The sequence below is a fragment of the Streptomyces sp. x-80 genome (genome assembly GCF_046549095.1).
Lineage (GTDB): Bacteria > Actinomycetota > Actinomycetes > Streptomycetales > Streptomycetaceae > Streptomyces > Streptomyces celluloflavus.
This window is the reverse complement of sequence record NZ_JAJPWM010000002.1, coordinates 522,397-545,858: the sequence shown is the minus strand read 5'-3', so window position 1 is coordinate 545,858 and position 23,462 is coordinate 522,397. Positions and strand designations below refer to the sequence as shown.

22 protein-coding genes and 1 pseudogene are annotated in these 23,462 nt (G+C 72.6%); 16 read left to right on the top strand and 7 right to left on the bottom strand.

Features of this window, described 5'->3' with window-relative positions:
• Positions 1-47 precede the first annotated feature (47 nt).
• From mshA to ACLJWH_RS05335, 3 genes are all read left to right on the top strand, one after another.
• Positions 48-1,418, top strand: a complete 1,371-nt coding sequence (gene mshA / locus ACLJWH_RS05345; RefSeq protein ID WP_411140372.1) for a D-inositol-3-phosphate glycosyltransferase — start codon at positions 48-50, stop codon at positions 1,416-1,418.
• A 22-nt stretch (positions 1,419-1,440) separates the two neighbouring features.
• A complete protein-coding gene (locus ACLJWH_RS05340) occupies positions 1,441-2,055 on the top strand; it encodes a YbjN domain-containing protein (RefSeq protein ID WP_411140371.1) in 615 nt (204 codons plus the stop codon).
• Between the two features lie 238 nt (positions 2,056-2,293).
• On the top strand, positions 2,294-4,093 hold the full coding sequence (locus ACLJWH_RS05335) for a glycosyl hydrolase family 28-related protein (protein ID WP_411140370.1): 1,800 nt from the start codon (positions 2,294-2,296) through the stop codon (positions 4,091-4,093).
• 18 nt (positions 4,094-4,111) lie between these two features.
• Here ACLJWH_RS05335 and ACLJWH_RS05330 read toward each other — a convergent pair.
• Positions 4,112-4,449: pseudogene (locus ACLJWH_RS05330) on the bottom strand (deoxyxylulose-5-phosphate synthase).
• A gap of 151 nt (positions 4,450-4,600) precedes the next feature.
• Here ACLJWH_RS05330 and ACLJWH_RS05325 point away from each other — a divergent pair.
• From ACLJWH_RS05325 to ACLJWH_RS05310, 4 genes are all read left to right on the top strand, one after another.
• Positions 4,601-5,098, top strand: a complete 498-nt coding sequence (locus tag ACLJWH_RS05325; RefSeq protein WP_411140369.1) for a SigE family RNA polymerase sigma factor — start codon at positions 4,601-4,603, stop codon at positions 5,096-5,098.
• Positions 5,091-5,570, top strand: coding sequence for a hypothetical protein (locus ACLJWH_RS05320; RefSeq protein WP_411140368.1), 480 nt, complete (start codon positions 5,091-5,093; stop codon positions 5,568-5,570). Before ACLJWH_RS05325 ends, ACLJWH_RS05320 begins: the two co-directional genes overlap by 8 nt.
• A 170-nt stretch (positions 5,571-5,740) precedes the next feature.
• The gene (locus ACLJWH_RS05315) at positions 5,741-6,961 is read left to right on the top strand and encodes a glycosyltransferase family 39 protein (RefSeq protein ID WP_411140367.1); all 1,221 of its coding nucleotides are present in this window, start codon (positions 5,741-5,743) and stop codon (positions 6,959-6,961) included.
• Between the two features lie 110 nt (positions 6,962-7,071).
• Positions 7,072-7,833, top strand: coding sequence for a phosphoglyceromutase (locus ACLJWH_RS05310; protein ID WP_411140366.1), 762 nt, complete (start codon positions 7,072-7,074; stop codon positions 7,831-7,833).
• 164 nt (positions 7,834-7,997) lie between these two features.
• Here the strand turns inward: ACLJWH_RS05310 and ACLJWH_RS05305 are convergent, their stop codons facing one another.
• Positions 7,998-8,156 (bottom strand): hypothetical protein, encoded by a 159-nt coding sequence (locus ACLJWH_RS05305; protein WP_411140437.1) that lies wholly within the window; start codon positions 8,154-8,156, stop codon positions 7,998-8,000.
• Positions 8,157-8,421: 265 nt separating this feature from the next.
• A complete protein-coding gene (gene phoU, locus ACLJWH_RS05300) occupies positions 8,422-9,105 on the bottom strand; it encodes a phosphate signaling complex protein PhoU (RefSeq protein WP_411140365.1) in 684 nt (227 codons plus the stop codon).
• A 635-nt stretch (positions 9,106-9,740) separates the two neighbouring features.
• Between phoU and ACLJWH_RS05295 the strand changes: the two genes are divergently transcribed.
• On the top strand, positions 9,741-11,009 hold the full coding sequence (locus ACLJWH_RS05295) for a sensor histidine kinase (RefSeq protein WP_411140364.1): 1,269 nt from the start codon (positions 9,741-9,743) through the stop codon (positions 11,007-11,009).
• Positions 11,006-11,686, top strand: coding sequence for a response regulator transcription factor (locus tag ACLJWH_RS05290; protein WP_052856056.1), 681 nt, complete (start codon positions 11,006-11,008; stop codon positions 11,684-11,686). Before ACLJWH_RS05295 ends, ACLJWH_RS05290 begins: the two co-directional genes overlap by 4 nt.
• Before the next feature lie 109 nt (positions 11,687-11,795).
• Here ACLJWH_RS05290 and ACLJWH_RS05285 read toward each other — a convergent pair whose 3' ends face one another.
• Entirely contained in the window at positions 11,796-12,416 is a 621-nt protein-coding gene (locus ACLJWH_RS05285; RefSeq protein WP_411140363.1) for a DUF461 domain-containing protein, read from the bottom strand.
• 899 nt (positions 12,417-13,315) lie between these two features.
• Here ACLJWH_RS05285 and ACLJWH_RS05280 point away from each other — a divergent pair.
• The 7 genes from ACLJWH_RS05280 (at position 13,316) to ACLJWH_RS05250 (ending at position 20,523) form a co-directional block, all read left to right on the top strand.
• A complete protein-coding gene (locus ACLJWH_RS05280; RefSeq protein ID WP_003953493.1) occupies positions 13,316-13,798 on the top strand; it encodes a CarD family transcriptional regulator in 483 nt (160 codons plus the stop codon).
• A 484-nt stretch (positions 13,799-14,282) separates the two neighbouring features.
• Positions 14,283-15,035 (top strand): 2-C-methyl-D-erythritol 4-phosphate cytidylyltransferase, encoded by a 753-nt coding sequence (ispD, locus tag ACLJWH_RS05275; RefSeq protein WP_381684035.1) that lies wholly within the window; start codon positions 14,283-14,285, stop codon positions 15,033-15,035.
• On the top strand, positions 15,028-15,552 hold the full coding sequence (gene ispF / locus ACLJWH_RS05270; protein ID WP_411140436.1) for a 2-C-methyl-D-erythritol 2,4-cyclodiphosphate synthase: 525 nt from the start codon (positions 15,028-15,030) through the stop codon (positions 15,550-15,552). The genes ispD and ispF overlap by 8 nt, the downstream gene beginning before the upstream one ends.
• Positions 15,553-15,713: 161 nt before the next feature.
• Positions 15,714-16,118: a PPOX class F420-dependent oxidoreductase gene (locus ACLJWH_RS05265; RefSeq protein ID WP_411140362.1), complete on the top strand. Its 405-nt coding sequence runs from the start codon at positions 15,714-15,716 to the stop codon at positions 16,116-16,118.
• A 103-nt stretch (positions 16,119-16,221) separates the two neighbouring features.
• Positions 16,222-17,613, top strand: a complete 1,392-nt coding sequence (gene cysS / locus ACLJWH_RS05260) for a cysteine--tRNA ligase (RefSeq protein ID WP_411140361.1) — start codon at positions 16,222-16,224, stop codon at positions 17,611-17,613.
• Between the two features lie 116 nt (positions 17,614-17,729).
• A complete protein-coding gene (gene rlmB, locus ACLJWH_RS05255; protein WP_411140360.1) occupies positions 17,730-18,686 on the top strand; it encodes a 23S rRNA (guanosine(2251)-2'-O)-methyltransferase RlmB in 957 nt (318 codons plus the stop codon).
• Between the two features lie 202 nt (positions 18,687-18,888).
• Positions 18,889-20,523 (top strand): DoxX family membrane protein, encoded by a 1,635-nt coding sequence (locus ACLJWH_RS05250; protein WP_411140359.1) that lies wholly within the window; start codon positions 18,889-18,891, stop codon positions 20,521-20,523.
• Between the two features lie 245 nt (positions 20,524-20,768).
• On the opposite strand, the gene ACLJWH_RS05245 is transcribed toward ACLJWH_RS05250, so the two are convergent.
• The 3 genes from ACLJWH_RS05245 to ACLJWH_RS05235 form a co-directional block, all read right to left on the bottom strand.
• Positions 20,769-21,497, bottom strand: a complete 729-nt coding sequence (locus tag ACLJWH_RS05245) for an NDP-sugar synthase (RefSeq protein ID WP_411140358.1) — start codon at positions 21,495-21,497, stop codon at positions 20,769-20,771.
• 53 nt (positions 21,498-21,550) lie between these two features.
• Entirely contained in the window at positions 21,551-21,967 is a 417-nt protein-coding gene (locus tag ACLJWH_RS05240; protein ID WP_411140357.1) for a hypothetical protein, read from the bottom strand.
• A gap of 228 nt (positions 21,968-22,195) precedes the next feature.
• Positions 22,196-23,332 (bottom strand): ABC transporter ATP-binding protein, encoded by a 1,137-nt coding sequence (locus ACLJWH_RS05235; protein WP_411140356.1) that lies wholly within the window; start codon positions 23,330-23,332, stop codon positions 22,196-22,198.
• Positions 23,333-23,462: the final 130 nt, after the last annotated feature.

The window sequence follows — 23,462 nt, the reverse complement described above, 5'->3', positions numbered from 1 at the left end:
AGGGGGTCGGAGACGAGCAGCCCGCCCCGGCTAGGAGGTAGCCCGCAGTGAGCCCAAAGGTGTCCCGGCTCCGTAGTCGTGGCCCCGGACCGTTCGCGGGCCCGTCCCGGCTGCGGCTGCCCGGCGGTACGCGGCGGCCGCGCCGGGTGGCGATGCTCAGCGTGCACACCTCCCCGCTGCACCAGCCCGGCACCGGGGACGCGGGCGGGATGAACGTCTACATCGTCGAGCTGGCCAAGAAGCTCGCCTCGATCGACATAGCCGTGGAGATCTTCACCCGCGCCACCACCGGCACCCTGCCGCCCACCGTCGAACTCTCCCCCGGCGTGCTCGTCCGGCACGTCGACGCGGGCCCCTACGAGGGCCTCGCCAAGGAGGAGCTGCCGGCCCAGCTGTGCGCCTTCACCCACGGTGTGATGCAGGTGTGGGCGGGCCAGCGCCCCGGCTACTACGACCTGGTGCACTCCCACTACTGGCTCTCCGGACACGTCGGCTGGCTCGCCTCCGAACGCTGGGGCGTCCCGCTCGTGCACGCCATGCACACCATGGCCAAGGTCAAGAACGCCGCGCTCGCCGCCGGTGACACCCCCGAACCGTCCGCCCGGGTGATCGGGGAGACCCAGGTCGTCCGGGCCGCCGACCGCCTGATCGCGAACACCGCCGAGGAGGCGGGCGAACTCGTACGGCACTACGAAGCCGACCCCGGCCGGGTCGCCGTGGTGCACCCCGGCGTCAATCTCGACCGCTTCCGGCCCGCCGGCGGCACGGTCACCGAGAGCCGGGCCGCGGCCCGTGCCCGCCTCGGTCTGCCGCAGGACGCGGTGATCCCGCTCTTCGCGGGCCGTATCCAGCCGCTGAAGGCCCCCGACATCCTGCTGCGCGCGGTCGCCGTCCTGCTGGACGAGGACCCCGCGCTGCGCTCGCGGCTGGTCGTCCCGGTGGTCGGCGGGCCGAGCGGCAGCGGCCTGGCCAAGCCCGAGGGGCTCCAGAAGCTGGCCGCCCGGCTCGGTATCGCGGACGTCGTGCGGTTCCGCCCGCCGGTCGGCCAGGAGCAGCTCGCCGACTGGTACCGCGCCGCCTCCGTCCTGGTCATGCCCTCCTACAGCGAGTCGTTCGGGCTGGTCGCCATCGAGGCACAGGCATGCGGCACCCCGGTCGTCGCGGCCTCGGTCGGCGGCCTGCCGGTGGCCGTCCGCGACGGCGTCAGCGGCTTCCTCGTCCCCGGCCACGACCCGGCCGACTACGCCCGCGCGCTGGCCCGCTTCGTCGCCGACCCGTCGCTGGCCGGCCGGATGGGCACCGCCGCCGCCCGGCACGCCCAGTCCTTCGGCTGGGGCACCGCCGCCGCGGCCACCGGCGACGTCTACGCCGCGGCGATGCAGGAACGACGCCGTCACCTGCGCCCCCTCCACGGGTGACCGCGTCCCTTACGATCCCCCCATGGGCGAGGTGTCTGAGGTATCCGAGGAGTCCGGCGTGACCTCGAAGGGCGCGGCGGCGGCGCAGGGCGGGGCGAGCCCCGGGGACGGTGCGGCGACCGCACGCGGGGTGATCGAGCGGACCCTCGGGGACGCCGGTCTGGAGTGGGAATCCCCGTCCGACGGCAGCTACGTCGTCAAGCTGCCCGGCACCCGCAAGCTCTCCACCACCTGCTCACTGATCGTCGGCAGGCACTCCCTCTCCATCAACGCCTTCGTCGTCCGGCACCCGGACGAGAACCACGAGGCCGTCCACCGCTGGCTCCTCGAACGCAACATCCGTCTCTACGGCGTCAGTTACGCGATCGACAAGCTCGGCGACATCTACCTCGTCGGCAAGCTCCCGCTCGCCGCCGTCGCCGCCGACGAACTCGACCGCATCCTCGGCACGGTCCTGGAGAACGCCGACGGCAGCTTCAACACCCTGCTGGAACTGGGCTTCGCCACGGCCATCCGCAAGGAGTACGCCTGGCGGGTGTCCCGCGGCGAGTCCACCCGCAACCTTGACGCGTTCACACATCTGACCAAGGGGGCGTCCGACGGGTCGTCCGAGGGGCCGGCGCGGGGGGCGTCCTAGCGGCTGTCCTGGCGACTGTCCCGGCGGTCGTCCGGGCGGTCGTCCTGGCGTCCTGTCCCGGCGACCTTCCCAGGGACCGGCCGTCGGCCGGGCGGGCGCGGCGCGGTCCGCCCGCTGTACGGCCCCGCCCGCCGCGCACCCCTTCCGCCGCCCGACCCCTTCCGCCCGCCCCGGCGGCATGGCATCCTCACGCCCGTCTCTCCTATGAACAGCGTTCACATCCATGGAAGGCGGGCACATGGAGATCAACGGACAAGGCAGGGGACGGGGCAGGGGACAGGGTGAGGCGCCGGGCGGGGGTCCGGGTGCGGAGCGGGCCGATGGGCGGACCGGGCGCCGGATCAGCCGGCGGGGGCTGCTCGGCAGCGCGATCGGCGTGGCGGCCACCGCCGCCCTGCCGTCCGGCCCGGCCGCCGCCGCGACGCCAACCGGTGCGGTCACCGCAGCGGCCTCGACGGGGCGCCAACTCACCTCCCTCTGGGGCGAGTTCACGGCGCGGCCGTACACCCACCCCCAGATCCCCTACGTCGGCCGGGCCGGCTACCGCGGTGGTGCCGCCCGCTTCCCCCGGCACCCCGTCGTCGCGGACGTCGTCAGGGACTACGGCGCCGCGCCGGACGGTTCGGCCGACGCCGCCCCCGCGATCAACCGCGCCCTCCGGGACGCCGGCCGCCGCGGCGGGGGCACGGTCCTGCTGCCGCCCGGTACCTACCGCATCGACGACATCATCCGCATCGGCGATGACCACGTCGTACTGCGCGGCGCGGGCAGCGGCCGCACCACCCTGCACGCCACCCGCAGCCTCACCGACCTCATCGGCCCCTACGGCAGCCGGTACGGCGGCGACAAGTCCAGCTGGTCCTGGGCGGGCGGCCTCATCTGGCTCTGCCCGCACGCCCGTTGGGCATCCCTGACCGACGCCATCCGGTCCGGGGACTGGCCCTTCGAGGGCTGGACGGGCAACCGCCGCGACGACTGGCACACCCTCACCCCGCTCACCGGCCCGACCGCCCGCCAGGGCGACCACACCATCACCGTCGGGAACGCCCGCCGCTTCCGCCCCGGCGACCGCGCCCTCCTCCGCCTCACCGACGACGCCGAGCACACCCTCCTGCGGCATATGAGCGGCGACATACCCGGCGCGGCCTCGTACCTCTGGTCCGACAAGACCAAGCTCACCTCCTACGTCCCGTACGAGTGGCCCTGCCGCATCACGGCCGTCGACACCCGCCACCACCGCCTCACCCTCGACCGGCCCCTCCCGCTCGACGCCCGCCCCGCCTGGGATCCCCAACTCACCAGCCACATCACCCCGTTGACCGGTTCGGGGGTCGAATCCCTCACGCTGGAGATGGCCGAGACCCCGCAGTCCCCGCATCTCCTGGACAGGGGCTACAACGGTGTCGCGCTGCAATGCGCCTGGGACTGCTGGCTGGACGACGTCCACGTACGCCACGTCGACAACGGCTTCCTGCTGATCGCCGCCAAGGCGTGCACCCTGCGCCGCACCCGGGTCTCCGGCCGCGGCAGCCACCACCCGTACTGCTGCCGCGAGGGGTCGCACGACAACCTCGTCGAGGACTTCACCATCGACCGGCGCACCGTCCCGGCGCCGCCCGGCACCCAGCTCCACGGCATCAACGTCGAGGGCCTGTCCAGCTACAACGTCTGGTCGCGCGGCCGGATGGCGATGGGCACCTTCGACAGCCACCGCGGTCTGCCGTTCGCCAACGTCCGCACCGACATCACGGTCACCAACGACGGCGCCCACGGGGGCGATGCGAGCGCGGGCCCCCTCTACGGCGCCCGCTTCACCCACTGGAACATCACCGTCACCAACCACCGCGCCGGCTGCGTCAAGCTCGACGGCATCGCCCCGTACAGCGCGACCGTCGGCATCAGCGAGGTCACCGAATTCGGCCAGGTGGACAGCCCCGACTTCACCGGCCCGCTGCACACCCGCACCGAGGCGTACGGCCACCCGGGCGCCGTCACCCCGCGCAACCTCTACGAGGCACAGCGGGCCCTGCGGCACTGAGGGGCGCGGGCCGGGCGGTCAGGGCAGCTCGCGGCGGACCAGGGCGTCGGCGAACGGCTCGCCCGTGGTCCGGGCGTGCGCCGGCCGCGCGCGGACCTCGGGCAGGGTGCGCGGGCGGTAGCCGGGGCCGCCGCAGCAGGTCTTGTGGAAGCGGACGCCCGCATGCAGCAGCACCGAGAGCGTCCGCCGGCCGGAAGTGTCCCGGCGGCGCGGCGGCGCGGCGGCGCGAAGGCCGAACCGGCATGGATCAGCGGCCGCGCACACCGCGGGCAGCGCCGCTCGTGGTCCCCGGGACAAGGCTGCTTGTACGAGGCCCGGCAGGGCAGGCAGACGTACGAGGTCTTCGCATGAGCCATGGGGGAAGGCTGGGGGCTGCCGGGGACAGCCCTTAGGGCGCGCCGCCCCGGCCCGGTGCGGATCCCCTCGAAACCGGTCCCCCTCCGATGTCAACCGGATGGGTACCGCCAGGTCTAGAGAAGGTGAACCGACCAGAGGGAGAGCACGTCATTGACCGCCGAAGAATTCGAGGAGTTCTATGCCCACGCGGTCAGACGGCTCACCGGACAGCTGTACGTCATGCTCGGCGATCTGCACGAGGCGCAGGACGTCGTGCAGGAAGCGTTCGTCAAGGGCTGGAGCCGCCGCGGGAAGCTGGCCGCGGACGGTGCGCCCGAGGCGTGGATCCGCACGGTGGCCTGGCGGCTCGCCGCGCGGCGCCGGCAGGTGCGCCGGCGCACCGAGCAAGCCTGGGAGCGGCACGGCGGCCCCCCGCCCGTCAGCGCTCCCGACCCTGGTGCGGTCGTACTGGTCCAGGCACTGAAGGACCTGTCACCGCAGCAGCGCAGGACCGTGACCCTGCACTACGTCTGCGATCTGTCCGTCGAGCGGATAGCTCGGGAGACGGGCCTGTCCACCGGCACGGTCAAGACGCATCTGTCCCGCGGGCGGGCCGCACTGGCCGGCCGCCTGGGGGACCTTCACGCCCAGGAGACGCACGGTGCATGAGAACCACGACGACCCGCTGGCGGCCGCGCTCAAGCACCTGGCCGCGACCGCGCGGGACGGGAGCAGCCCGGCCGCGGTCTCGGCGATCACCGCGCGCGGTGAGCGGGTGCGGCGCCGCAGGATCGCCACCCTCGCCCTCACCGGCCTGCTCCTGGCCGGCGGGGTGAGCGGCGCCGTCGCCACCGGCGCCCTGAACGGATCCCCGGCGAGCGTCGGGCCCGCCACCGAGCCCTCTCCGGGACCGTCCCCGCACGCCACCGGCCGGCCCCCCACCGGGACCTCCACCACGGTCCCGCCCGGTGGCCGCGAGACGACGGAGCCGCCGGGCGGGCCGGAGACGACGGTCCCGCCGGGCGGGCGGGGGACGACGGTGCCGCCGGCCGGGCACGGCCCCACCGCCCCACCCGGCGGCCCGGTACGGACCACGTCCCCGCCCCCCGGCTCGGGCACGGCCACCGCCCCGCCCGGGTGACGGAACCGGCCCGCCCCTTCCCGGGCGGGGCCGACGACCTCACTCGTCCCCCCACGCGTGCCGCCGGACGGTTCCGCCCGCCCCGCACGCCCGATTGGAGTTCCGCCATGGCCGTGGCACCCCCCGGCACCAGCCCGCGACCCTGCCCGCCCCCACAGGTGCCGCGTACCGTGCGAGCGGACCGTGTTCCCGCGGCCCGGTGGCGGCGGCTCCGCCGCCGGAGCCGGTCCCGGTGGTGGCCCCGGCGCCTCGCCGCCCGCCTGGGCGACCGGTTCGGCGCCACCGACCGGCTCGTACTCCAGCTGTACCTGCTCACCCGCATCGGTCTGTGGATCACCGCCTACTGCACCGGCTGGGTGTTCGCCACGGGCCCGGACGCCCACGAGCCGGCCCCGCTGCTCTCCCGGTGGGACCAGTGGGACTGGCAGCACTTCCAGCGCATAGCCGAGTACGGCTACTTCGACACCACGCACAGCGACTCCGCGCGCCCGGACAACCGCGAGGCGTTCTTCCCCGGTTTCCCGCTCGTCCTGCGCGCCGTCCACCTCCTCGTTCCGGACTGGATCGTGGCAGGGCTGCTGATCTCGCTGGCCGCCGGCGCCGTGGCGGTGCTCGCGCTGGCCCGGATCGCCCGGCTGTCCGCGGGTGCCGGTACGGGGGGACGGGCGGTGCTGTTCCTGCTGCTCTCGCCGTGCACGGTCTTCCTCGCCGCCGGCTACACCGAAGCCCTCTTCCTGGCGCTGGCCCTGCCCGCCTGGCTCGCGGCCAAGAGGGGCCGCTGGCCGCTGGCCGCGGTCCTCGCCGCAGCTGCCACCGCCACCCGCGTCAGCGGCCTGTTCCTCGCCGCCGCCCTGGCCGCCGAATTCCTCCTGGCCCGGGACGGGCGCCGCACCTGGCGGTCGCTGCCCTGGCTGGCCCTGCCCGCGCTCCCCGCCCTGCTCTACACCTGGTACCTGCACGCCCGGACCGGCGACTGGATGGCCTGGAAGCACGCCCAGGAGCGCGGCTGGAACCGCGCGTTCCACCCCCCGTGGGAAGCCTGGTCCCACACCTGGAACGCCGCCTTCGACGGCAGCTACACCACCGGATACGCCCTGATGTTCCAGGCCGAACTCGCCGCCATGATCGTCGGCGTCCTCCTGCTCGGCCTGCTGCTGTGGCGCCGCCGCTGGTCGGAGGCCGTCTACATCGGCCTCAGCCTGTGGGCCCTGGGCACCTCCTACTGGTACGTGTCCATCCCCCGGGCCACCCTCCTGTGGTGGCCGCTGTGGACGGGACTGGCCGCCTGGAGCCTGCGCAGCCCCTGGGTCAAGAACGCGTACCTCTGTGCCGTGGCTCCGCTGGCCACCGTCTTCGCCATCGCCTTCACCTCCGGACACTGGGCGGGCTGAGCCGCCCGGCCCCGCCCGCGCGCCCGTGCCTCCGCGCCGCCGGATCCCGGTAGCGGCCCCCGGGGTCCTCCCGGGCGGGGTCTGTCCGGATCTCGATTACGCTCGATGCCATGGCCGACGCACCGTACAAGCTGATCCTCCTCCGCCACGGCGAGAGCGAGTGGAACGCCAAGAACCTGTTCACCGGCTGGGTGGACGTGAACCTCAACGAGAAGGGCGAGAAGGAGGCGGTCCGCGGCGGAGAACTGCTCAAGGACGCCGGTCTGCTCCCCGATGTGCTGCACACCTCACTCCAGAAGCGCGCGATCCGCACCGCGCAGCTGGCCCTGGAGGCCGCCGACCGCCACTGGATCCCGGTCCACCGCAGCTGGCGCCTGAACGAACGCCACTACGGCGCGCTCCAGGGCAAGGACAAGGCGCAGACGCTCGCGGAGTTCGGCGAGGAGCAGTTCATGCTCTGGCGCCGCTCGTACGACACCCCGCCGCCCGCCCTGGAGGACGGCTCCGAGTTCTCCCAGAGCGACGACCCGCGCTACGCCGACATCCCCAGCGAGCTGCGCCCGCGCACGGAGTGCCTCAAGGACGTCGTCACCCGCATGTTGCCGTACTGGTACGACGGCATCGTCCCGGACCTCGTCGCCGGCCGCACGGTCCTGATCGCCGCCCACGGCAACAGCCTGCGCGCCCTGGTCAAGCACCTCGACGGCATCTCCGACGAGGACATCGCCGGCCTGAACATCCCCACCGGCATCCCGCTCGCCTACGAGCTGGACGCGGACTTCCGCCCGGTCAAGCCGGGCGGCACCTACCTCGACCCGGAGGCCGCCAAGGCCGCCATCGAGGCAGTGAAGAACCAGGGCAAGAAGAAGTAGGACGCCCCGGAGCCTCCGGAAGCACCGCGGGTAACACCCAGAAACACCTCAGCGGCCCCGTCCGGCTTTTCGCCGGGCGGGGCCGCCGTTGTTCCTGTCGTGCTGCGCCTGTCGTGCCGCGCCTGTTGTGGTGTGCGGTGCCGTGCCGTTGTCCGTCGCGGTGGCTAGCAGGAGCCGCCGCACTGGCAGGGCCCGCCGGACTGGCAGCCGCAGCTGCAACTGGGGCCGCAGCCGCAGGCGCCGAGCAGGGGGAGCCGGGGGCGCTCGACCGCCGTCGGCTCCGCGCGGGGCGTGGGAGTGGGGGAGTCCGCCATGGGTGCCATGAATTGCCTCCTCTAGGGGTCAACCTGGGGGCCATTGGATGCCCGGGTGACGAGGCGCGTCAACGGCGCGCGGAAGCACGTGTCAATGGCGCGCGGTGGTGCGGACAGGGCGGTCGCGCGCCCTGCGCCGCCGCGGCGGCCACGCGCCCGCCTTGCGCCGACGTACCGCCCCGCACGCCCGGGTGCCGTCCGACACCGTCACACGCCGCCCACGGCCCGCCGCCCACCGCCGCCGACCCCCGTCACACGTCGCCCGCCGCCGTCGTCACGTGCCGTCCACCGCCGCCGTCGTCGGCGGGGCGATCTCGTCGGCGTGCTCACCGGTCACCAGGTAGACCACCCGCTTGGCCACCGACACCGCGTGATCCGCGAACCGCTCGTAGTAGCGGCCCAGCAGCGTCACGTCCACAGCCGTCTCGATGCCGTGCTGCCAGCGGTCGTCCATCAGGTGCTGGAAGAGCGTGCGGTGCAGCATGTCCATCGCGTCGTCGTCCTGCTCCAGCTGGAGGGCCAGATCGACGTCCTTGGTGATGATGACCTCGCCGGCCTTGGCCATCAGGCGCTGCGCGAGCTGCCCCATCTCCAGGATGGTGGCGTGCAGATCGCGCGGTACGGCCGTCTGCGGGAAGCGCAGCCGGGCCAGCTTCGCCACGTGCTGGGCCAGGTCGCCGGAGCGCTCCAGGTCGGCGCTCATCCGCAGGGAGGTGACGACGATCCGCAGGTCGGTGGCGACCGGCTGCTGCCGCGCCAGCAGGGTGATCGCGCGGGCCTCCAGATCGCGCTGGAGATCGTCGACCTTCTCGTCGGCGGCGATCACGTTCTCGGCCAGCTTGAGGTCCGCGTCGAGTATCGCCGTGGTGGCGCGCCCGATCGCGGAGCCGACGAGCCGGGCCATCTCGACCAGTCCCTCGCCGATCGAATCCAGCTCCTCGTGGTACGCGTCCCGCATCAGTGACCTTCTCTCGCATCGAGTGGTGGTGTGGGAAGGGGGATGGCGAACGGGTGTTCTGCTCCCGCGTCCCCACGTTCCCACGGGCTGAGGCCGCGCGGCCGGTACTCCGAAGACCTCGTGCCCCGGGGCGGGGGAGCCTCCTCCGGAGCGGCCCACGGGCCCCGGGTCCGCAGATCTCGCGGACCCGGGGCCCGTGAGGCCCCAGGCCGTGGTCCCGAGGGCCGTGGTCCCGGAGACCGCGTCGCCAGGGGGTCGTCCCGGGCTTGCGGCCACGCGCCGGTGCGGGATCGATCCGTCACCCGCACCCTCACAGTGCGGGGCCATCGCGACCTGCGGTGCCATCGGGAGTGAATCGCCGCCGTCGTGAAGGTGAACTCTGGGCGACGTGAGCGCTGCTCCGGACCCAGGCGTACGGCCCGACCGGTAGCGCCTCAGGAGTCCCGCCCCGCCACAGCGGTATCCCCGCCGGCCCCGGAGCGGTCCCGGGGCGGCACCCGAACGGCGGCCACGGGCCCCGTACGGCCCTCCGGAGTGAACCGGCACCGACGCCACAGTGAATTCTGGGCGACGGGTGTTCGAGCAGACACCCGCACGGCTGGGGAAGTGTCCGACCCGGCGCATAACCTGGGGTCATGAACGTGGACGCGGCCGTCGCCGCAGTGGCAGCGATCGCCGGGTTGTGCACCGGCGTCTTCGCCATGCTGGCGTTCCGCTGGAGCGAGCGCGATCAGGCCAAGCCCACGCGGACCTCCCTGCACACCGACGCCGTGCTGCCGCCCGGTGTGGACACCGTGCTGTCGGTGCTGCGCTCCTCCGCCGTGGTCCTGGACGAGGCCGACGCCGTCGTCAAGGCCAGCTCAGCGGCGTACGCCCTCGGGCTGGTCCGCGGCGGCAAGCTCGCCGTCGAGCCGATGATGAAGATGGCCAGGGACACCCGCAGGGACGGCGAGATACGCCAGGTCGAGCTGGACCTGCCGCGCCGCGGCACCGGCCGCGGGGAAGCCCTCGCCGTCTCCGCCCGGGTCGCCCCGCTCGGCTCCCGGCTCGTCCTGCTGCTGGTCGAGGACCTCACCGAGGCCCGCCGCATAGAGGCGGTCCGCCGCGACTTCGTGGCCAACGTCAGCCATGAGCTCAAGACCCCGGTCGGCGCCCTCTCCCTGCTCTCCGAGGCCGTGATGGACGCCAGCGACGACCCCGAGGCCGTCACCCGCTTCGCCGGCCGGATGCAGAACGAGGCCACCCGCCTCACCAACCTCGTCCAGGAGCTCATCGACCTCTCCCGGGTCCAGAACGACGATCCGCTGGAGGACGCCGAGCCGGTGCGGGTGGACGAACTGGTCGCCGAGGCGATCGACCGCTGCCGTCAGCAGGCCGGTGCCAAACAGATCACCATGGCCGCCGGGGGCACCGCCGACCTGCACGTATGGGGAAACCGCGGCCAGCTCGCCGCGGCCCTCGGCAATCTCGTCGAGAACGCCGTCAACTACTCCCCGGCGCGCACCCGCGTCGGGATCGCCGGCCGCCGGGTGCCCACCCCGCGCGGCGACCTCATCGAGATCGCGGTGACCGACCAGGGCATCGGGATATCCGAGAAGGACCGGGACCGCGTCTTCGAGCGGTTCTACCGAGTGGACCCGGCGCGCTCGCGCGCCACGGGCGGGACCGGCCTCGGCCTCGCCATCGTCAAACACGTGGCCGCCTCGCACGGCGGGGAGGTCACGGTCTGGAGCGCTGAAGGACAGGGCTCCACCTTCACCCTGCGTCTCCCGGAAGCCGGTGCTGTACGCGACCGCGCGCAGCCCGCCGATCTCGCTCCGGAGGCCCTCGACGACGAGGACCGCCCGTACGAGACCTTCAACGAACCGCTCCCCGCCCATCCCGCCCCGGAGGTCCTTCCGTGACCCGAGTGCTCGTCGTCGAGGACGAGGAATCGTTCAGCGACGCACTGTCGTACATGCTCCGCAAGGAGGGTTTCGAGGTCGCCATCGCGGCTACGGGCCCCGACGGACTGGACGAGTTCGAACGCAACGGCGCCGATCTGGTGCTGCTGGACCTGATGCTGCCGGGCCTGCCCGGCACCGAGGTCTGCCGCCAGCTGCGTGGCCGCTCCAACGTCCCGGTCATCATGGTGACCGCCAAGGACAGCGAGATCGACAAGGTGGTCGGCCTCGAAATAGGAGCCGACGACTACGTCACCAAGCCCTTCTCCTCCCGCGAACTGGTCGCCCGCATCCGCGCCGTGCTGCGCCGCCGCGGCGAGCCGGAGGAGGTCGCCCCGCAGGCCCTGGAGGCCGGCCCGGTCCGGATGGACGTGGACCGCCACGTCGTCACGGTCGGCGGCGGCAAGGTCGATCTGCCGCTCAAGGAGTTCGACCTCCTGGAGATGCTGCTGCGCAACGCCGGCCGGGTGCTGACCCGTATGCAGCTCATCGACCGGGTCTGGGGCGCCGACTACGTGGGCGACACCAAGACTCTGGACGTGCACGTCAAGCGGCTGCGCGCCAAGATCGAGCCCGACCCGGGCGCACCGCGCTATCTCGTCACGGTCCGCGGCCTGGGCTACAAGTTCGAGCCGTAAACCGCCGGCGGCCGGCCGCCGGCCGGCCGGATACGCGTCAGGGGCGCCCCTCCGGATCGGACGGGCGCCCCTGACGCGTACGTACGGGACGGCTGTGCGCGCCGCGCGGTCAGTGACCGGCGTGCGACGCCTCACCGGACGGGGTCCCGGAACCGGACGGCGCGCCCGACTCCGAGGAGCCGGGGGACGCCGTGCCGGAGGGGGTGGGCTGCGCGGTGGGGCCGTAGCTCTCGAAGGCGCCCTTCGCCGGGACGACGTACGCGTTCAGCTCCACCTTGCCGGTCGCGCTGAAGTCGAACGAGAGGGTCTGCGCGTTGCCGTCCTGGACGGCCTCGCGGCTGCTCGGCAGGACGGCCGAGGGGTTGCCCTGGCCGCCGATCACGACGGAACCGCCGGCCGGCACGGTGATCGGGCCGGCGGCGCCCGTGGCGGACGGCGTCAGCTTGGCGGTCTTGCCGGTGCCCACCACGGTGATCGCGGTGAGCCGCTGGTCCTTGGTGCCGTTGTTGAACACCGTCACGTTGATCGTCGCCGGGCCCTTGGACGTCGGGTCGGGCTGGGTGACCACGGAGGCGTTCTGGACCTTGATGTCGCCCACGGCGGTCGCCGCGTTGTCCGGCTTGATGTCCAGCGTCTGGGCGTCGTTCCCGGCCCCGCACGCGGAGAGCGTGGCGATCGAGAGCGAGAGGGCGGAAGCGGCGAGGACGCCGCGTCGAAGGCTGCGGCTCACGGCGGCGGCATCTCCTTGACGAGCTACGGCGGCCGAACGTCGTGCCCGGTCGCGCGGATGGACTCCTGGGACGGCCGTTGCGTACGCGTCATGACGACAGGTGCGTAAAGCCGCCCTAAGGGTGTGTCAGCGCCGCTAGGTTACCGAGCCGCCCCCGGGCCGCCGCACCCGACCCGCCTCCAGCGCGATCACGCCCCCCGCGAGCCCCTGGCCGGCCCGCCCGCCGAGCGGCCGGGCGGGGCCGGGGAACCGGGCACCGGCCGGGCGGGCCCAGGATGCGGCCCGGCACGTCCGAGACCCCTTCCACAGGGCCTCCGCCACGACCCCGCCCCGGGCCCGTTCCCCGTCCGCTCCCGCTACCGCTCCTGTTCGCGATGTCGTTCCCGGTGCCGCTCCCGATCCTGCTCCCGGCCCCGACGCGTTGCGCGAAGGTCTTCCGGATGCCTTCCACGGCGCGCCCGGAGAAGATGGAGGGAATATTCGACAAGAGAGTGTTCGCATGTGGCCAGCGGTTTCCCCAGTGAATAACGGTATTCGCAGGGAATGCGCGCACCTCCCGGAATTGATCACCTTCCTCTGTCGCCGGACGGTGATCAATTCAAGAAACGCGTCGGAGCCGCCCTCGACCAACCGAACGGAGCAGCGGAAGTCGCTCATACGGATCACCGCAAAACGGGACGTTCGGTCTGTCGGTCGTCGCGTTCCCGGCGTGCGACGGGCGGGTTTCTGCTCACCTGTGAAGCCCCTCCGACCTGCGGATACCCGTGCCGGACAGCCCCTCGCAGCACGTTCCGGCTGCTGTTGTCAAGCCCCGAGATATGCCCTGACCTGCGAAAACGCCATTCAGAACGGCCCGTTCCCGTGTTAGCATGGATAGCCACGGAAGGGGTACCTGTCACATGACGTTCAAGGTTGGCGACACCGTGGTCTATCCCCATCACGGGGCCGCGCTGATCGAGGCCATCGAAACTCGCCAGATCAAAGGCGTGGACAAGACCTACTTGGTGCTGAAGGTCGCCCAGGGCGACTTGACTGTTCGTGTGCCAGCGGACAATGCGGAGTTCGTCGGCGTACGCGACGTGGTTGGCCAGGACGGACTGGACCGGGTCTTCGAGGTGCTTCGCGCACCGTATGCCGAAGAGCCGACGAACTGGTCCCGGCGCTACAAGGCAAATCTGGAGAAGCTCGCTTCCGGTGACGTGATCAAGGTTGCCGAAGTAGTTCGCGACCTGTGGCGTCGTGAGCGTGAGCGCGGACTCTCCGCCGGTGAGAAGAGGATGCTCGCAAAGGCGCGCCAGATCCTGGTGAGCGAGCTCGCCCTCGCGGAGAACACCAACGAAGACAAGGCCGAGGCCCTGCTCGACGAGGTCCTCGCCTCCTGACGACGCCGTGCTCGACTCGGCGTCGTGCTGAAGTTTCGATCTCAGTGCTCGATGCAATCTCAGCGCGTGATCCAACAGTGCGTGATGCAACACAGCCTTGACGCAACACAGCAATGCCGCGGTGCCCGAGTGACGACCGTCTCCCCATCGGAGTGGTCTGTTGCCGGGCGCTGCGGCATATCTGCGGCCGGTCGCCGTCCCCGGTGTCCGCGGTCCACGGAGCCCCACACGGCCGAAGCCGAGAGGGAAGCGGCACCGGGCGTGCCCTCCGCGGCCCGCCTTCGGCCGCATCGCCCGCCGCGCGTGCCGCCGGTGACGCATACGCGCCCGCGGCACGCCGGGCTCGGGCAGCTGTCTCGACCAGTGTCACGGAAGGGGCTGGTCAAGGCGGCGCGCCCGGCACGCTGAGGCCATACCCATCTCCGCAGAGCAAACAAACCTTTCTGCGCCAATTCCGGGGACGTCCCGGACTCCGGAGAGCTAGATGCCAGAACCAGATCCCTCCCGCCCGGTCCGCACCGCCGCCGTGATCCCCGCCGCCGGCCGCGGCGTCCGGCTCGGCCCCGGCGCCCCCAAGGCCCTGCGCGCACTGGGCGGCACCCCCATGCTGGTGCACGCCGTCCGCGCGATGGCCGCCTCGCGGGCCGTCTCCCTCATCGTCGTGGTCGCCCCGCCGGACGGCGCCGCCGAGGTCCGCCACCTCCTCGACGAGCATCCGCTCACCGACCGCACCGACCTCGTGGTGGTCCCCGGCGGCGCGACCCGCCAGGAATCCGTCCGGCTCGGACTGGCGGCGCTCCCGGAGGCGGTCGACGTCGTGCTGGTGCACGACGCGGCGCGCCCGCTGGTCCCCGTCGACACGGTCGACACGGTGATCGCCGCCGTCCGGGCCGGTGCGCCCGCCGTCGTTCCCGCGCTGCCGCTCGCGGACACCGTCAAACAGGTCGAGCCGCAGCCGCAGGGCACCCCGGAACCGGTGGTCGGCACCCCGGAGCGGGCCCGGCTGCGCGCCGTGCAGACCCCGCAGGGCTTCGACCGGGAGACCCTGCTCAAGGCCCATGACACGCGCGTGGAGGGCGAGGGCGCCACCGATGACGCCGGGCTGGTCGAGCGGCTCGGGGCCCCGGTCGTGGTCGTCCCCGGTCACGAGGAAGCGTTCAAGGTGACCCGGCCGCTGGACCTGGTCCTGGCCGAGTCCGTTCTCGCCCGCAGGAGGGCCACCGATGGCTATGTCTGAGCCGACCGCACCCGGGTCCGGGGGAGCGCCGGGGGTGCCCGGCATCCCGCTCGTCGGCATCGGTACGGATGTGCACGCCTTCGAGCGAGGCCGCGAGCTGTGGTGCGCCGGACTGCGGTGGGAGGGCGAGGAGTACGGCCTGGCCGGTCACAGTGACGGCGATGTGGCCGCGCACGCCGCCTGTGACGCGCTGTTCTCGGCGGCCGGTGTCGGCGACCTCGGCGCGCACTTCGGCACCGACCGCCCCGAGTGGTCCGGCGCCTCCGGGGTGACGCTGCTGGCCGAGGCCGCGCGCATCGTCCGGGCCGAGGGTTTCGCGATCGGCAATGTCGCGGTGCAGGTCATCGGCGTTCGCCCGAAGGTCGGCAAGCGGCGGGACGAGGCGCAGCGGGCGCTGTCCGCGGCGGTCGGGGCGCCGGTCTCGGTGTCCGGGACGACGTCGGACGGGCTGGGGCTGACCGGCCGCGCGGAGGGGCTGGCCGCGGTCGCCACGGCGCTGGTGGTCCGTACGTTCTGAGCCACGGCCCCTACGGGCCGGGGCGCGGACACGCGGACGTGCCCTGACAGGGGTGTCCCGGCATTCCCCCGGATGGCGGCGGAATGCCGGGTGCCCCGCCTGTGTTGGGGCAGGATCGGAGTGTTCATGTCCCTCGGTACGGCTCGCAGGAAGGACCCACCGTGAGCGCCACGCTGTCCGATGCCCTCAAGAACGTCCTCGACGGCCCGGTCTTCGTGACCGTGGTGACGGTCCAGCCGGACGGCGGCCCCCAGGCATCCCCGGTATGGGTGAAGAGGGACGGTGACGACCTGCTGATCTCGACGACCGCCGGGCGCCGCAAGGAGACCAACCTCCGCCGCGACCCCCGGGTGTCGGTCGTCGTCCAGCCCGCCGACGCCCCGTACACCTACGCCGAGATCCGCGGCTCCGCCACCCTCACCACCGAGGGCGGACAGCAGCTCATCGACGAGCTGTCCAGGAAGTACACGGGGAAGAGCTACGCCGAATTCAACGCGGCGGCCGGTTCGGACGCCGAGCGGGTGGTCGTCCGGATCACCCCGCGCAAGGTGGTCGGCCGCCTCTGAACGTCCGCCGGCAGCTCCGGCGGATCCGGCGATTGTGACGCTTGTGTATCCCCGCGGTCCAAGGGGTCGCGGGGCACTGCCCCGTTCCGATTACCCTGGTTCCGTGACCATTCGCCTGTACGACACCAGCGCCCGGCAGATTCGCGATTTCACCCCGCTCACACCGGGCTGTGTCTCGATCTACCTGTGTGGCGCGACCGTGCAGGCGGCCCCGCACATCGGGCACATCAGGTCGGGACTGAACTTCGACATCATGCGTCGCTGGTTCGACTACCGCGGCTACGACGTCACGTTCGTACGGAACGTGACGGACATCGACGACAAGATCATCAAGAAGTCCGCCGAGCAGGGCCGCCCATGGTGGTCGATCGGCTACGAGAACGAGGTCGCCTTCAACGCGGCGTACGACGCGCTCGGCTGCCTGCGCCCGACCTACGAGCCGCGCGCCACCGGCCACATCCCCGAGATGGTCGAGATGATGCGCGGCCTGATCGAGCGCGGCCACGCCTACGCGGCGGACGGCAACGTCTACTTCGACGTGAAGTCCTTCCCCGGCTATCTCCAGCTCTCCAACCAGGAGTTGGACAACCTCCTCCAGCCGGCCGGCGAGGGTGAGACCGGTAAGCGCGACCCGCGTGACTTCGCCATGTGGAAGGCGGCGAAGGACGGCGAGCCCAGCTGGGACACCCCCTGGGGCCGCGGCCGGCCCGGCTGGCACCTGGAGTGCTCGGCGATGGCCCACAAGTACCTGGGCTCCGCCTTCGACATCCACGGCGGTGGCGTCGACCTCGTCTTCCCGCACCACGAGAACGAGATCGCCCAGGCCCAGGCGTTCGGCGACGACTTCGCCGCTTACTGGACGCACAACGCCTGGGTGACCATGAGCGGCGAGAAGATGTCCAAGTCGCTGGGCAACTCCGTGCTGATCGCGGAGATGGTCAAGCGCTGGCGCCCGATCGTGCTCCGCTACTACCTGGGCACCCCGCACTACCGCTCGATGATCGAGTACAGCGAGGAAGCGCTGCGCGAGGCCGAGTCGGCGTTCGCGCGGATCGAGGGGTTCGTCCAGCGGGTCGTCGAGAAGGCCGGGATCGTCGAGCCCGCCCCCGAGGTGCCGCTGGCCTTCGCCGAGGCGATGGACGACGACCTGGGCGTGCCGCAGGCCCTGGCGATCGTGCACACGACAGTCCGGCAGGGCAACTCCGCGCTGACCGCCGATGACAAGGAGTCGGCGGTGGCCCGGCTGGCCGAGCTGCGGGCGATGCTGGGCGTGCTCGGCCTGGACCCGCTCGACGAGGGCTGGTCCGGCGGCACGGACCGCGGCCAGGATCTGCACGGGGTCGTGGACTCGCTCGTACGGCTGGTGCTGGAGCAGCGGCAGGCGGCCCGCGCCCGCAAGGACTACGCCACCGCCGACGCCATACGCGATCAGCTCCAGCAGTCCGGCCTCGCCATCGAGGACACCCCGTCCGGCCCGCGCTGGTCGCTGTCCTGACCTGCGGCCGGGGCCCGGATTCGCCCTTCCCGGCGCCCGCGGGCGACACTCAATCCATACGTACGTACCCACTCCACGTCGAGAGACGTCGAGAGCAGTGAAGAAACAGGTGACCCATGGCCGGCAACAGCCAGCGCAGGAACCGCCGCACGTCCAACAAGAAGGGCGCGCAGGTCGGCAGCGGCGGCAAGCGGCGCCGGGGCCTGGAAGGCAAGGGTCCGACCCCGCCCGCTTCGGACCGCAAGGGGCATGTCAAGAACCGGCTCGCCAACGCCAAGGCGAAGCAGGCCGCCTCGCGCCGCCCCGCCCCGCGCCGCGGCGGTGCGAAGGGCACCTCCGAGCTCGTCGTCGGCCGTAACCCGGTCTTCGAGGCGCTGCGCGACGGCGTGCCCGCGACGACGCTCTACGTCCAGCAGTTCATCGACTCCGACGAGCGGGTGCGCGAGGCGCTCCAGCTCGCCGCGGCGCGCGGCAACATCAACCTGATGGAGGCGCCGCGCCCCGAGCTGGACCGGATGACCAACGGCCTGAACCACCAGGGTCTGGTCCTCCAGGTGCCGCCGTACGACTACGCGCACCCCGAGGACCTGGCCACCGCCGCCTTCGACGCTGGTGAGGTGCCGCTGATCGTGGCGCTGGACGGGGTCACCGACCCGCGCAACCTCGGCGCGGTCGTCCGCTCCGTGTGTGCCTTCGGCGGCCACGGCGTGGTCGTGCCGGAGCGCCGGGCGGCCGGGATGACGGCCGGTGCGTGGAAGACCTCGGCGGGCACCGCGGCCCGTACGCCGGTCGCCCGCGCCACCAACCTGACCCGGACCCTGGAGGCGTACCAGAAGGCGGGGCTGACCGTCGTCGGCCTGGCCGCGGACGGCGAGCTGGAGCTCCAGGACGTCGAGGCGCTGGACGGTCCGCTCGTCATCGTCGTCGGCAGCGAGGGCAAGGGCCTGTCGCGGCTGGTCGGCGAGACCTGCGACGTGCGGGTGCGGATCCCGATGCCGGGCGGTGCGGAGTCGCTGAACGCCGGTGTCGCCGCGGGCGTGGTCCTGTGGGAGGCGGCGCGCCGCCGCGCCTGAGCGCGCGGCCACCGTGTACCGGCCGTCCAGGAGGCGGCCGGTACGCAGGAGGTGGCAGAGTGCCCCGGAGGCGGAGAGACGCCATAGTCCAGGGCAAAACCTGACCCTCCGTACGTCTTCCGGAGATCCCGCGAACTTTTGACGGGTCTCGGACAGATCGCCACGGCCGAGGCAGTGTCTTAACCGCGAGTCACTCGGTTAGATGAGCGTGGACACCAGAACACCCCGCACACCTACGGGGGGACGCTCGCCCGGCTTCGATGACGAGCCGGTCCTGAGCTCGGTCAAGGTGCCGTGCGATCCGGCGCAGGTCATTGTCAACCACGCCAGCTTCCGGGTGCGGCTCGCCGCACCCGTCGTGAGCAGCATCATGGCCGACACCGCGCGCGTCCCCGTCATCAGGGGAACGGCCGTCGGTACCAGACGCCGCGCGCCCGTGGTGTGGAGCGGCCGCACGGACCCGGGCGGCGCGGCCGGCGCCACCACCCAGCTCCTGCACGCGGTGCGCGACGCGGGCATCGGCCTCGATACCGGCGGCCAGGGCGAGGACGTCGGCACGACCCAGGTCCTGCCCCGGGTCCGCCTCGACACCGCGGCCCCCGCGACCGTCGTCGGCCAGCGCGGCCCCACCGAATCCGACACCCTGCCGCGCGGCGTACGCCCCGTGAGCGGCCCCTACGGCGGCCGCACCTACGGCGACGGCGGCCGCCTGGACGACGACGCGGACGACGGCCGGTTCGAGGCCCGGGACCGCTACGACGGCGCACCCAAACGGCACGGCTCCGACGCGGTCCGGCACGCGTACTACCCCGGGCGCCGGATGAACCTCGGCGTCGTCCTGCTGCCGCTGCGCATCTTCCTCGGCCTGATCTCCGTCTACGCCGGTATGGGCAAGCTCTGCGACCCCGTCTACTTCGACGGCGGCGAGCGGGGCTCGATGGTCAAGTGGCTCCAGTCGCTCGACCCCTGGACGCTGGCCGTTCCGCTGCGCGACTTCGCCGTCGCGCACCCGGTCGGCGCCGGGCTGTCCGTCGCCTTCCTCCAGGTCGTGGTCGGCGTGCTGACCATCTGCGGCCTCTGGCAGCGGCTCGCCGCCTCGTTCGGCGCCCTGCTCTCCGCGGCCCTGCTGATGACCGTCAGCTGGCGCACCATCCCGGCCTACGACGCGCCCGACATCATCAACCTCGCCGCCTGGAGCCCGCTGATCATCGCGGGCGCGCCGGTCTACTCCATGGACGCCCGGCTGGCCGGTGAGGCATGGCGGCGGCTCGGCCCGCGCGTCGAGGTCGCCGATCTGCGGCGCCGGGTGCTGCGCCGGGGTGCCGTGCTGACGGCCGTGGTGGCCGGTCTGACGCTGCTCGTCGGCTCGCTGCTCGGCGGCGCCGTACGGTCCTCCTCGGTGCCGACCGTGCCGCGGCCCGGTGAGCCCCCGGTCAACAACCTGCCCGGTTCGCCGCTGCCCCGCCCCGGCGAGAGCCACGCCCGGCCCGGCCAGGGCCACACCGGCAGCAGCGCACCGCAGCGCCGGGGCAAGCCCTCCACGAGCGCCTCGCCCACGAAGGACAAGCCCGGCAAGCCGTCCGCCTCCACGCCGGGGAGGGTGCCGTCCACCGACGTCACCACCACCCGCGGCACCACCGCCCATCGGCCCGGCGCCACCACCAGCGGCACACCGGCGCAGCGGGTGCCGAGCCGGACCCCGGGAGTGACCCACGCGCCGCCGTCCTCGGGCGGCACCGGCGGGGGCACCAGTGGCGGCAGCACGGGCGGTGGCGGTACCGGCGGCCTCGGCGGCGACTCCGGCCGCGGCAGCACGCTCGGCGGTCTCCTGGGCTGACCCCGCCGGAGGACGCCGGCCCACCGACCGCGCCCTCGCCGCGCGACCTGTCCCCGATCGCCCCGATACCGTACGGCTCGGCTCCACTCGACGAGCCGTACGGCGGAGGGCGGTCGGGGGCAGGCGTGTGCGGGGGGCGCGGTCGGTGGCGCGGGATGTACGGGGACGGGCCGCGGTCGCGGGCTACGAGCGGGGCTACGGCGGCACGGGGCCGTTCCGGGTGTCCCGGAAGTTCCGGACGGGGCTCAACAGCCCTGTGCGCGCAATTCCTCGGCGGCCTCGACGAGGTCCTTGGCCGTGTCGATGGCGCGCCAGTACGCCCCGTGCGGGAGCGGATAGCCGGCCAGCCGGCGTTCGCGGGCGAGGCGGGGGAAGGTGGTGCGCTCGTGGTCGCCGCGGACCGGCAGCAGGTCCCTGAAGGCGGCGGAGAAGACGTAGACGCCCGCGTTGATGAGATACGGCGAGGGCGGCGACTCGATGAAGTCCAGGACGTGACCGAACTCGTCGGTCTCCACGGCGCCCCAGGGGATCCGCGGGCGGGCCAGCGCGAGGGTGGCCTCGGCGCCGCGCTCGTGGTGGAAGGCGGCCATCTCGCGGAGCGGGAAGCGGGTCCAGATGTCGCCGTTGGTGGCGTACCAGGGCTCGTCCGGGCGGGGGAGTGAGGCGGCGGCGTACCTGAGGCCGCCGCCACGGCCCAGCGGCTCGGTCTCGACGACGGTCGTGACGCGCAGCGGCAGCCGGGCCCGGGACAGCCAGTCCTGGAGCACCTCGGCGAGGTGGCCGCAGGAGATCACCGCGTCGGTGACGCCTTCCGCGGCCAGCCAGGTCAGTTGGTGGCCGATGATCGGGGTTCCGGTACCGGGAATCTCGACCATCGGCTTGGGCCGGTCATCGGTGTACGGACGGAGACGCGAGCCCTGGCCGCCGGCCAGGACCACGGCCTGTGTGGGGTACGGGAACGGAGGGACGGTCATGATTCGCACCCTAAGCGGTGCGAGCGGGGGTCACGGGGCGAGGTGAGCGGGGATCACTGGGCGGCGGCGACGCCGGTGGCGAAGGAGGTGTCGCAGACGGGGCGGGAGAACGCCTGGGCGCGGTGTGCGGCACCGTACTTGGCGACCGCGGCGCGGCCGAGGGCACGGGCGATGGAGGCGCAGTGCCGGGCCAGTGACGGGCGTTCGGTGGTCGCCTCCTGGAGGTGGGTCAGGGCGACGCCGGGGTCCTTCTCCTGGAGCTCGACGAGCAGGTGGTCGCGGAGGACGTCCTGCGGGGAGCGGGGCGTGGCCTTGGTGGAAGCCTTCCCGGAGGAGGCGGTCAGCACCTGCGACCTCGTGGCCGTCGAGGACCACGGGACGCGGGTGACCGCGAGCGTCCCGGAGAGGACGAGGACGACGGGGAGGACCAGGGCGAGGGTTCGGCCGATGCGGCGGGCTGCGGAGTTCACGGAGGTGATGGTAGCGAGGAGTGATGATTTGGCGACATTTCGTCACCTTATCGGGGGACGGAATGGCTCGTCGGTGCGGTTGTGAGGTTGACGTACAGGTGCGAAAAGACGGTTCCGGGGGCGACGAAGACGTACGGCGGCGGTGCCGGGATGCGAAACCCGGCACCGCCGCCGCGGTGGCATCGGGGTGCGCGGGGGCCGGTCGGCCGCCCCGCGCACCGGGGTGGGTCAGTCGGAGAGGCGCTCGCCCGTCTTCGTCGAGAAGACGTGTGTCTCACCCGGCCGGGGCACGACGTGCAGCAGCGCGCCCTTGGCCGGGACCTCGCGGCCGTTGACCCGGACGACCAGGTCCTTCACCGCACCGCCGACCTCGGCGGTGCCGTACACGAAGCCGTCGGCGCCGAGCTCCTCGACCACATTGACCGTGACGGCCAGACCCGCCGGGGCGTCCTTGCTGTCCTTGGCCAGCGACTGCGCGGCGGCGCCGTTCCGCTCGACGATCTCGAAGTGCTCGGGGCGCACACCCACCGTCACCGTCGTGTCGCCGTTGTTCGCGGCCGTGGTGAGCGCCTCGCGGTTGACCGGGACGACGCTGTTGCCGAACTTCACACCGCCGTCGGTGATCGGCACCTCGACCAGGTTCATCGCCGGGGAGCCGATGAAGCCTGCGACGAAGAGGTTGTTGGGGCGGTCGTACATGTTGCGCGGCGAGTCGACCTGCTGGAGCAGACCGTCCTTGAGGACGGCGACGCGGTCGCCCATCGTCAGCGCCTCGACCTGGTCGTGGGTGACGTAGACCATCGTGATGCCCAGGCGGCGCTGAAGGCTCGCGATCTGCGTACGGGTCTGGACACGGAGCTTGGCGTCCAGATTGGACAGCGGCTCGTCCATGAGGAAGACCTGCGGCTCCCGGACGATCGCCCGGCCCATCGCGACACGCTGGCGCTGACCGCCCGAGAGCGCCTTGGGCTTGCGGCCCAGGTACTCGGTGAGGTCGAGCATCTTCGCCGCGTCCTCGACCTTCTGGCGGATCTCGGCCTTCGACACACCGGCGATCTTGAGCGCGAAGCCCATGTTGTCGGCGACGGTCATGTGCGGGTAGAGCGCGTAGTTCTGGAACACCATGGCGATGTCCCGGTCCTTGGGCGGCAGATGCGTGACGTCCCGGTCGCCGATGCGGATGACGCCGCTGTCGACGTCCTCCAGCCCCGCGAGCATGCGCAGCGAGGTCGACTTTCCGCAGCCGGACGGGCCGACCAGGACGAGGAACTCGCCGTCCTCGATGGCGATGTCGAGCTTGTCGACGGCGGGCTTTTCGGAACCCGGGTAGATGCGGGTTGCCTGTTCGTACGTGACCGTGGCCATGTCGAGGTGTCCCTTCACCGGCAGGAACGTGCCGGACGATCCGAGTAAAGGAGTGGCGCGGCCGGATGGGCCGCCCAGTGGTGTAGTCCACTGCCGCGGACTGTGCGCGACGTTACCCGCGCCCGGGTCC

Bases quoted from the DNA above. Each gene is read 5' to 3' on its own strand.
- ACLJWH_RS05235 (WP_411140356.1), bottom strand. From the start codon at position 23,332: ATGGCCACGGTCACGTACGAACAGGCAACCCGCATCTACCCGGGTTCC.
- rlmB (WP_411140360.1), top strand. From the start codon at position 17,730: ATGGCCGGCAACAGCCAGCGCAGGAACCGCCGCACGTCCAACAAGAAG.
- ACLJWH_RS05305 (WP_411140437.1), bottom strand. From the start codon at position 8,156: ATGGCACCCATGGCGGACTCCCCCACTCCCACGCCCCGCGCGGAGCCG.
- ACLJWH_RS05340 (WP_411140371.1), top strand. From the start codon at position 1,441: ATGGGCGAGGTGTCTGAGGTATCCGAGGAGTCCGGCGTGACCTCGAAG.
- ACLJWH_RS05245 (WP_411140358.1), bottom strand. From the start codon at position 21,497: ATGACCGTCCCTCCGTTCCCGTACCCCACACAGGCCGTGGTCCTGGCC.
- ACLJWH_RS05335 (WP_411140370.1), top strand. From the start codon at position 2,294: ATGGAGATCAACGGACAAGGCAGGGGACGGGGCAGGGGACAGGGTGAG.
- ACLJWH_RS05310 (WP_411140366.1), top strand. From the start codon at position 7,072: ATGGCCGACGCACCGTACAAGCTGATCCTCCTCCGCCACGGCGAGAGC.
- phoU (WP_411140365.1), bottom strand. From the start codon at position 9,105: ATGCGGGACGCGTACCACGAGGAGCTGGATTCGATCGGCGAGGGACTG.
- ACLJWH_RS05250 (WP_411140359.1), top strand. From the start codon at position 18,889: ATGAGCGTGGACACCAGAACACCCCGCACACCTACGGGGGGACGCTCG.
- ACLJWH_RS05280 (WP_003953493.1), top strand. From the start codon at position 13,316: ATGACGTTCAAGGTTGGCGACACCGTGGTCTATCCCCATCACGGGGCC.
- ispD (WP_381684035.1), top strand. From the start codon at position 14,283: ATGCCAGAACCAGATCCCTCCCGCCCGGTCCGCACCGCCGCCGTGATC.
- ispF (WP_411140436.1), top strand. From the start codon at position 15,028: ATGTCTGAGCCGACCGCACCCGGGTCCGGGGGAGCGCCGGGGGTGCCC.
- ACLJWH_RS05295 (WP_411140364.1), top strand. From the start codon at position 9,741: ATGAACGTGGACGCGGCCGTCGCCGCAGTGGCAGCGATCGCCGGGTTG.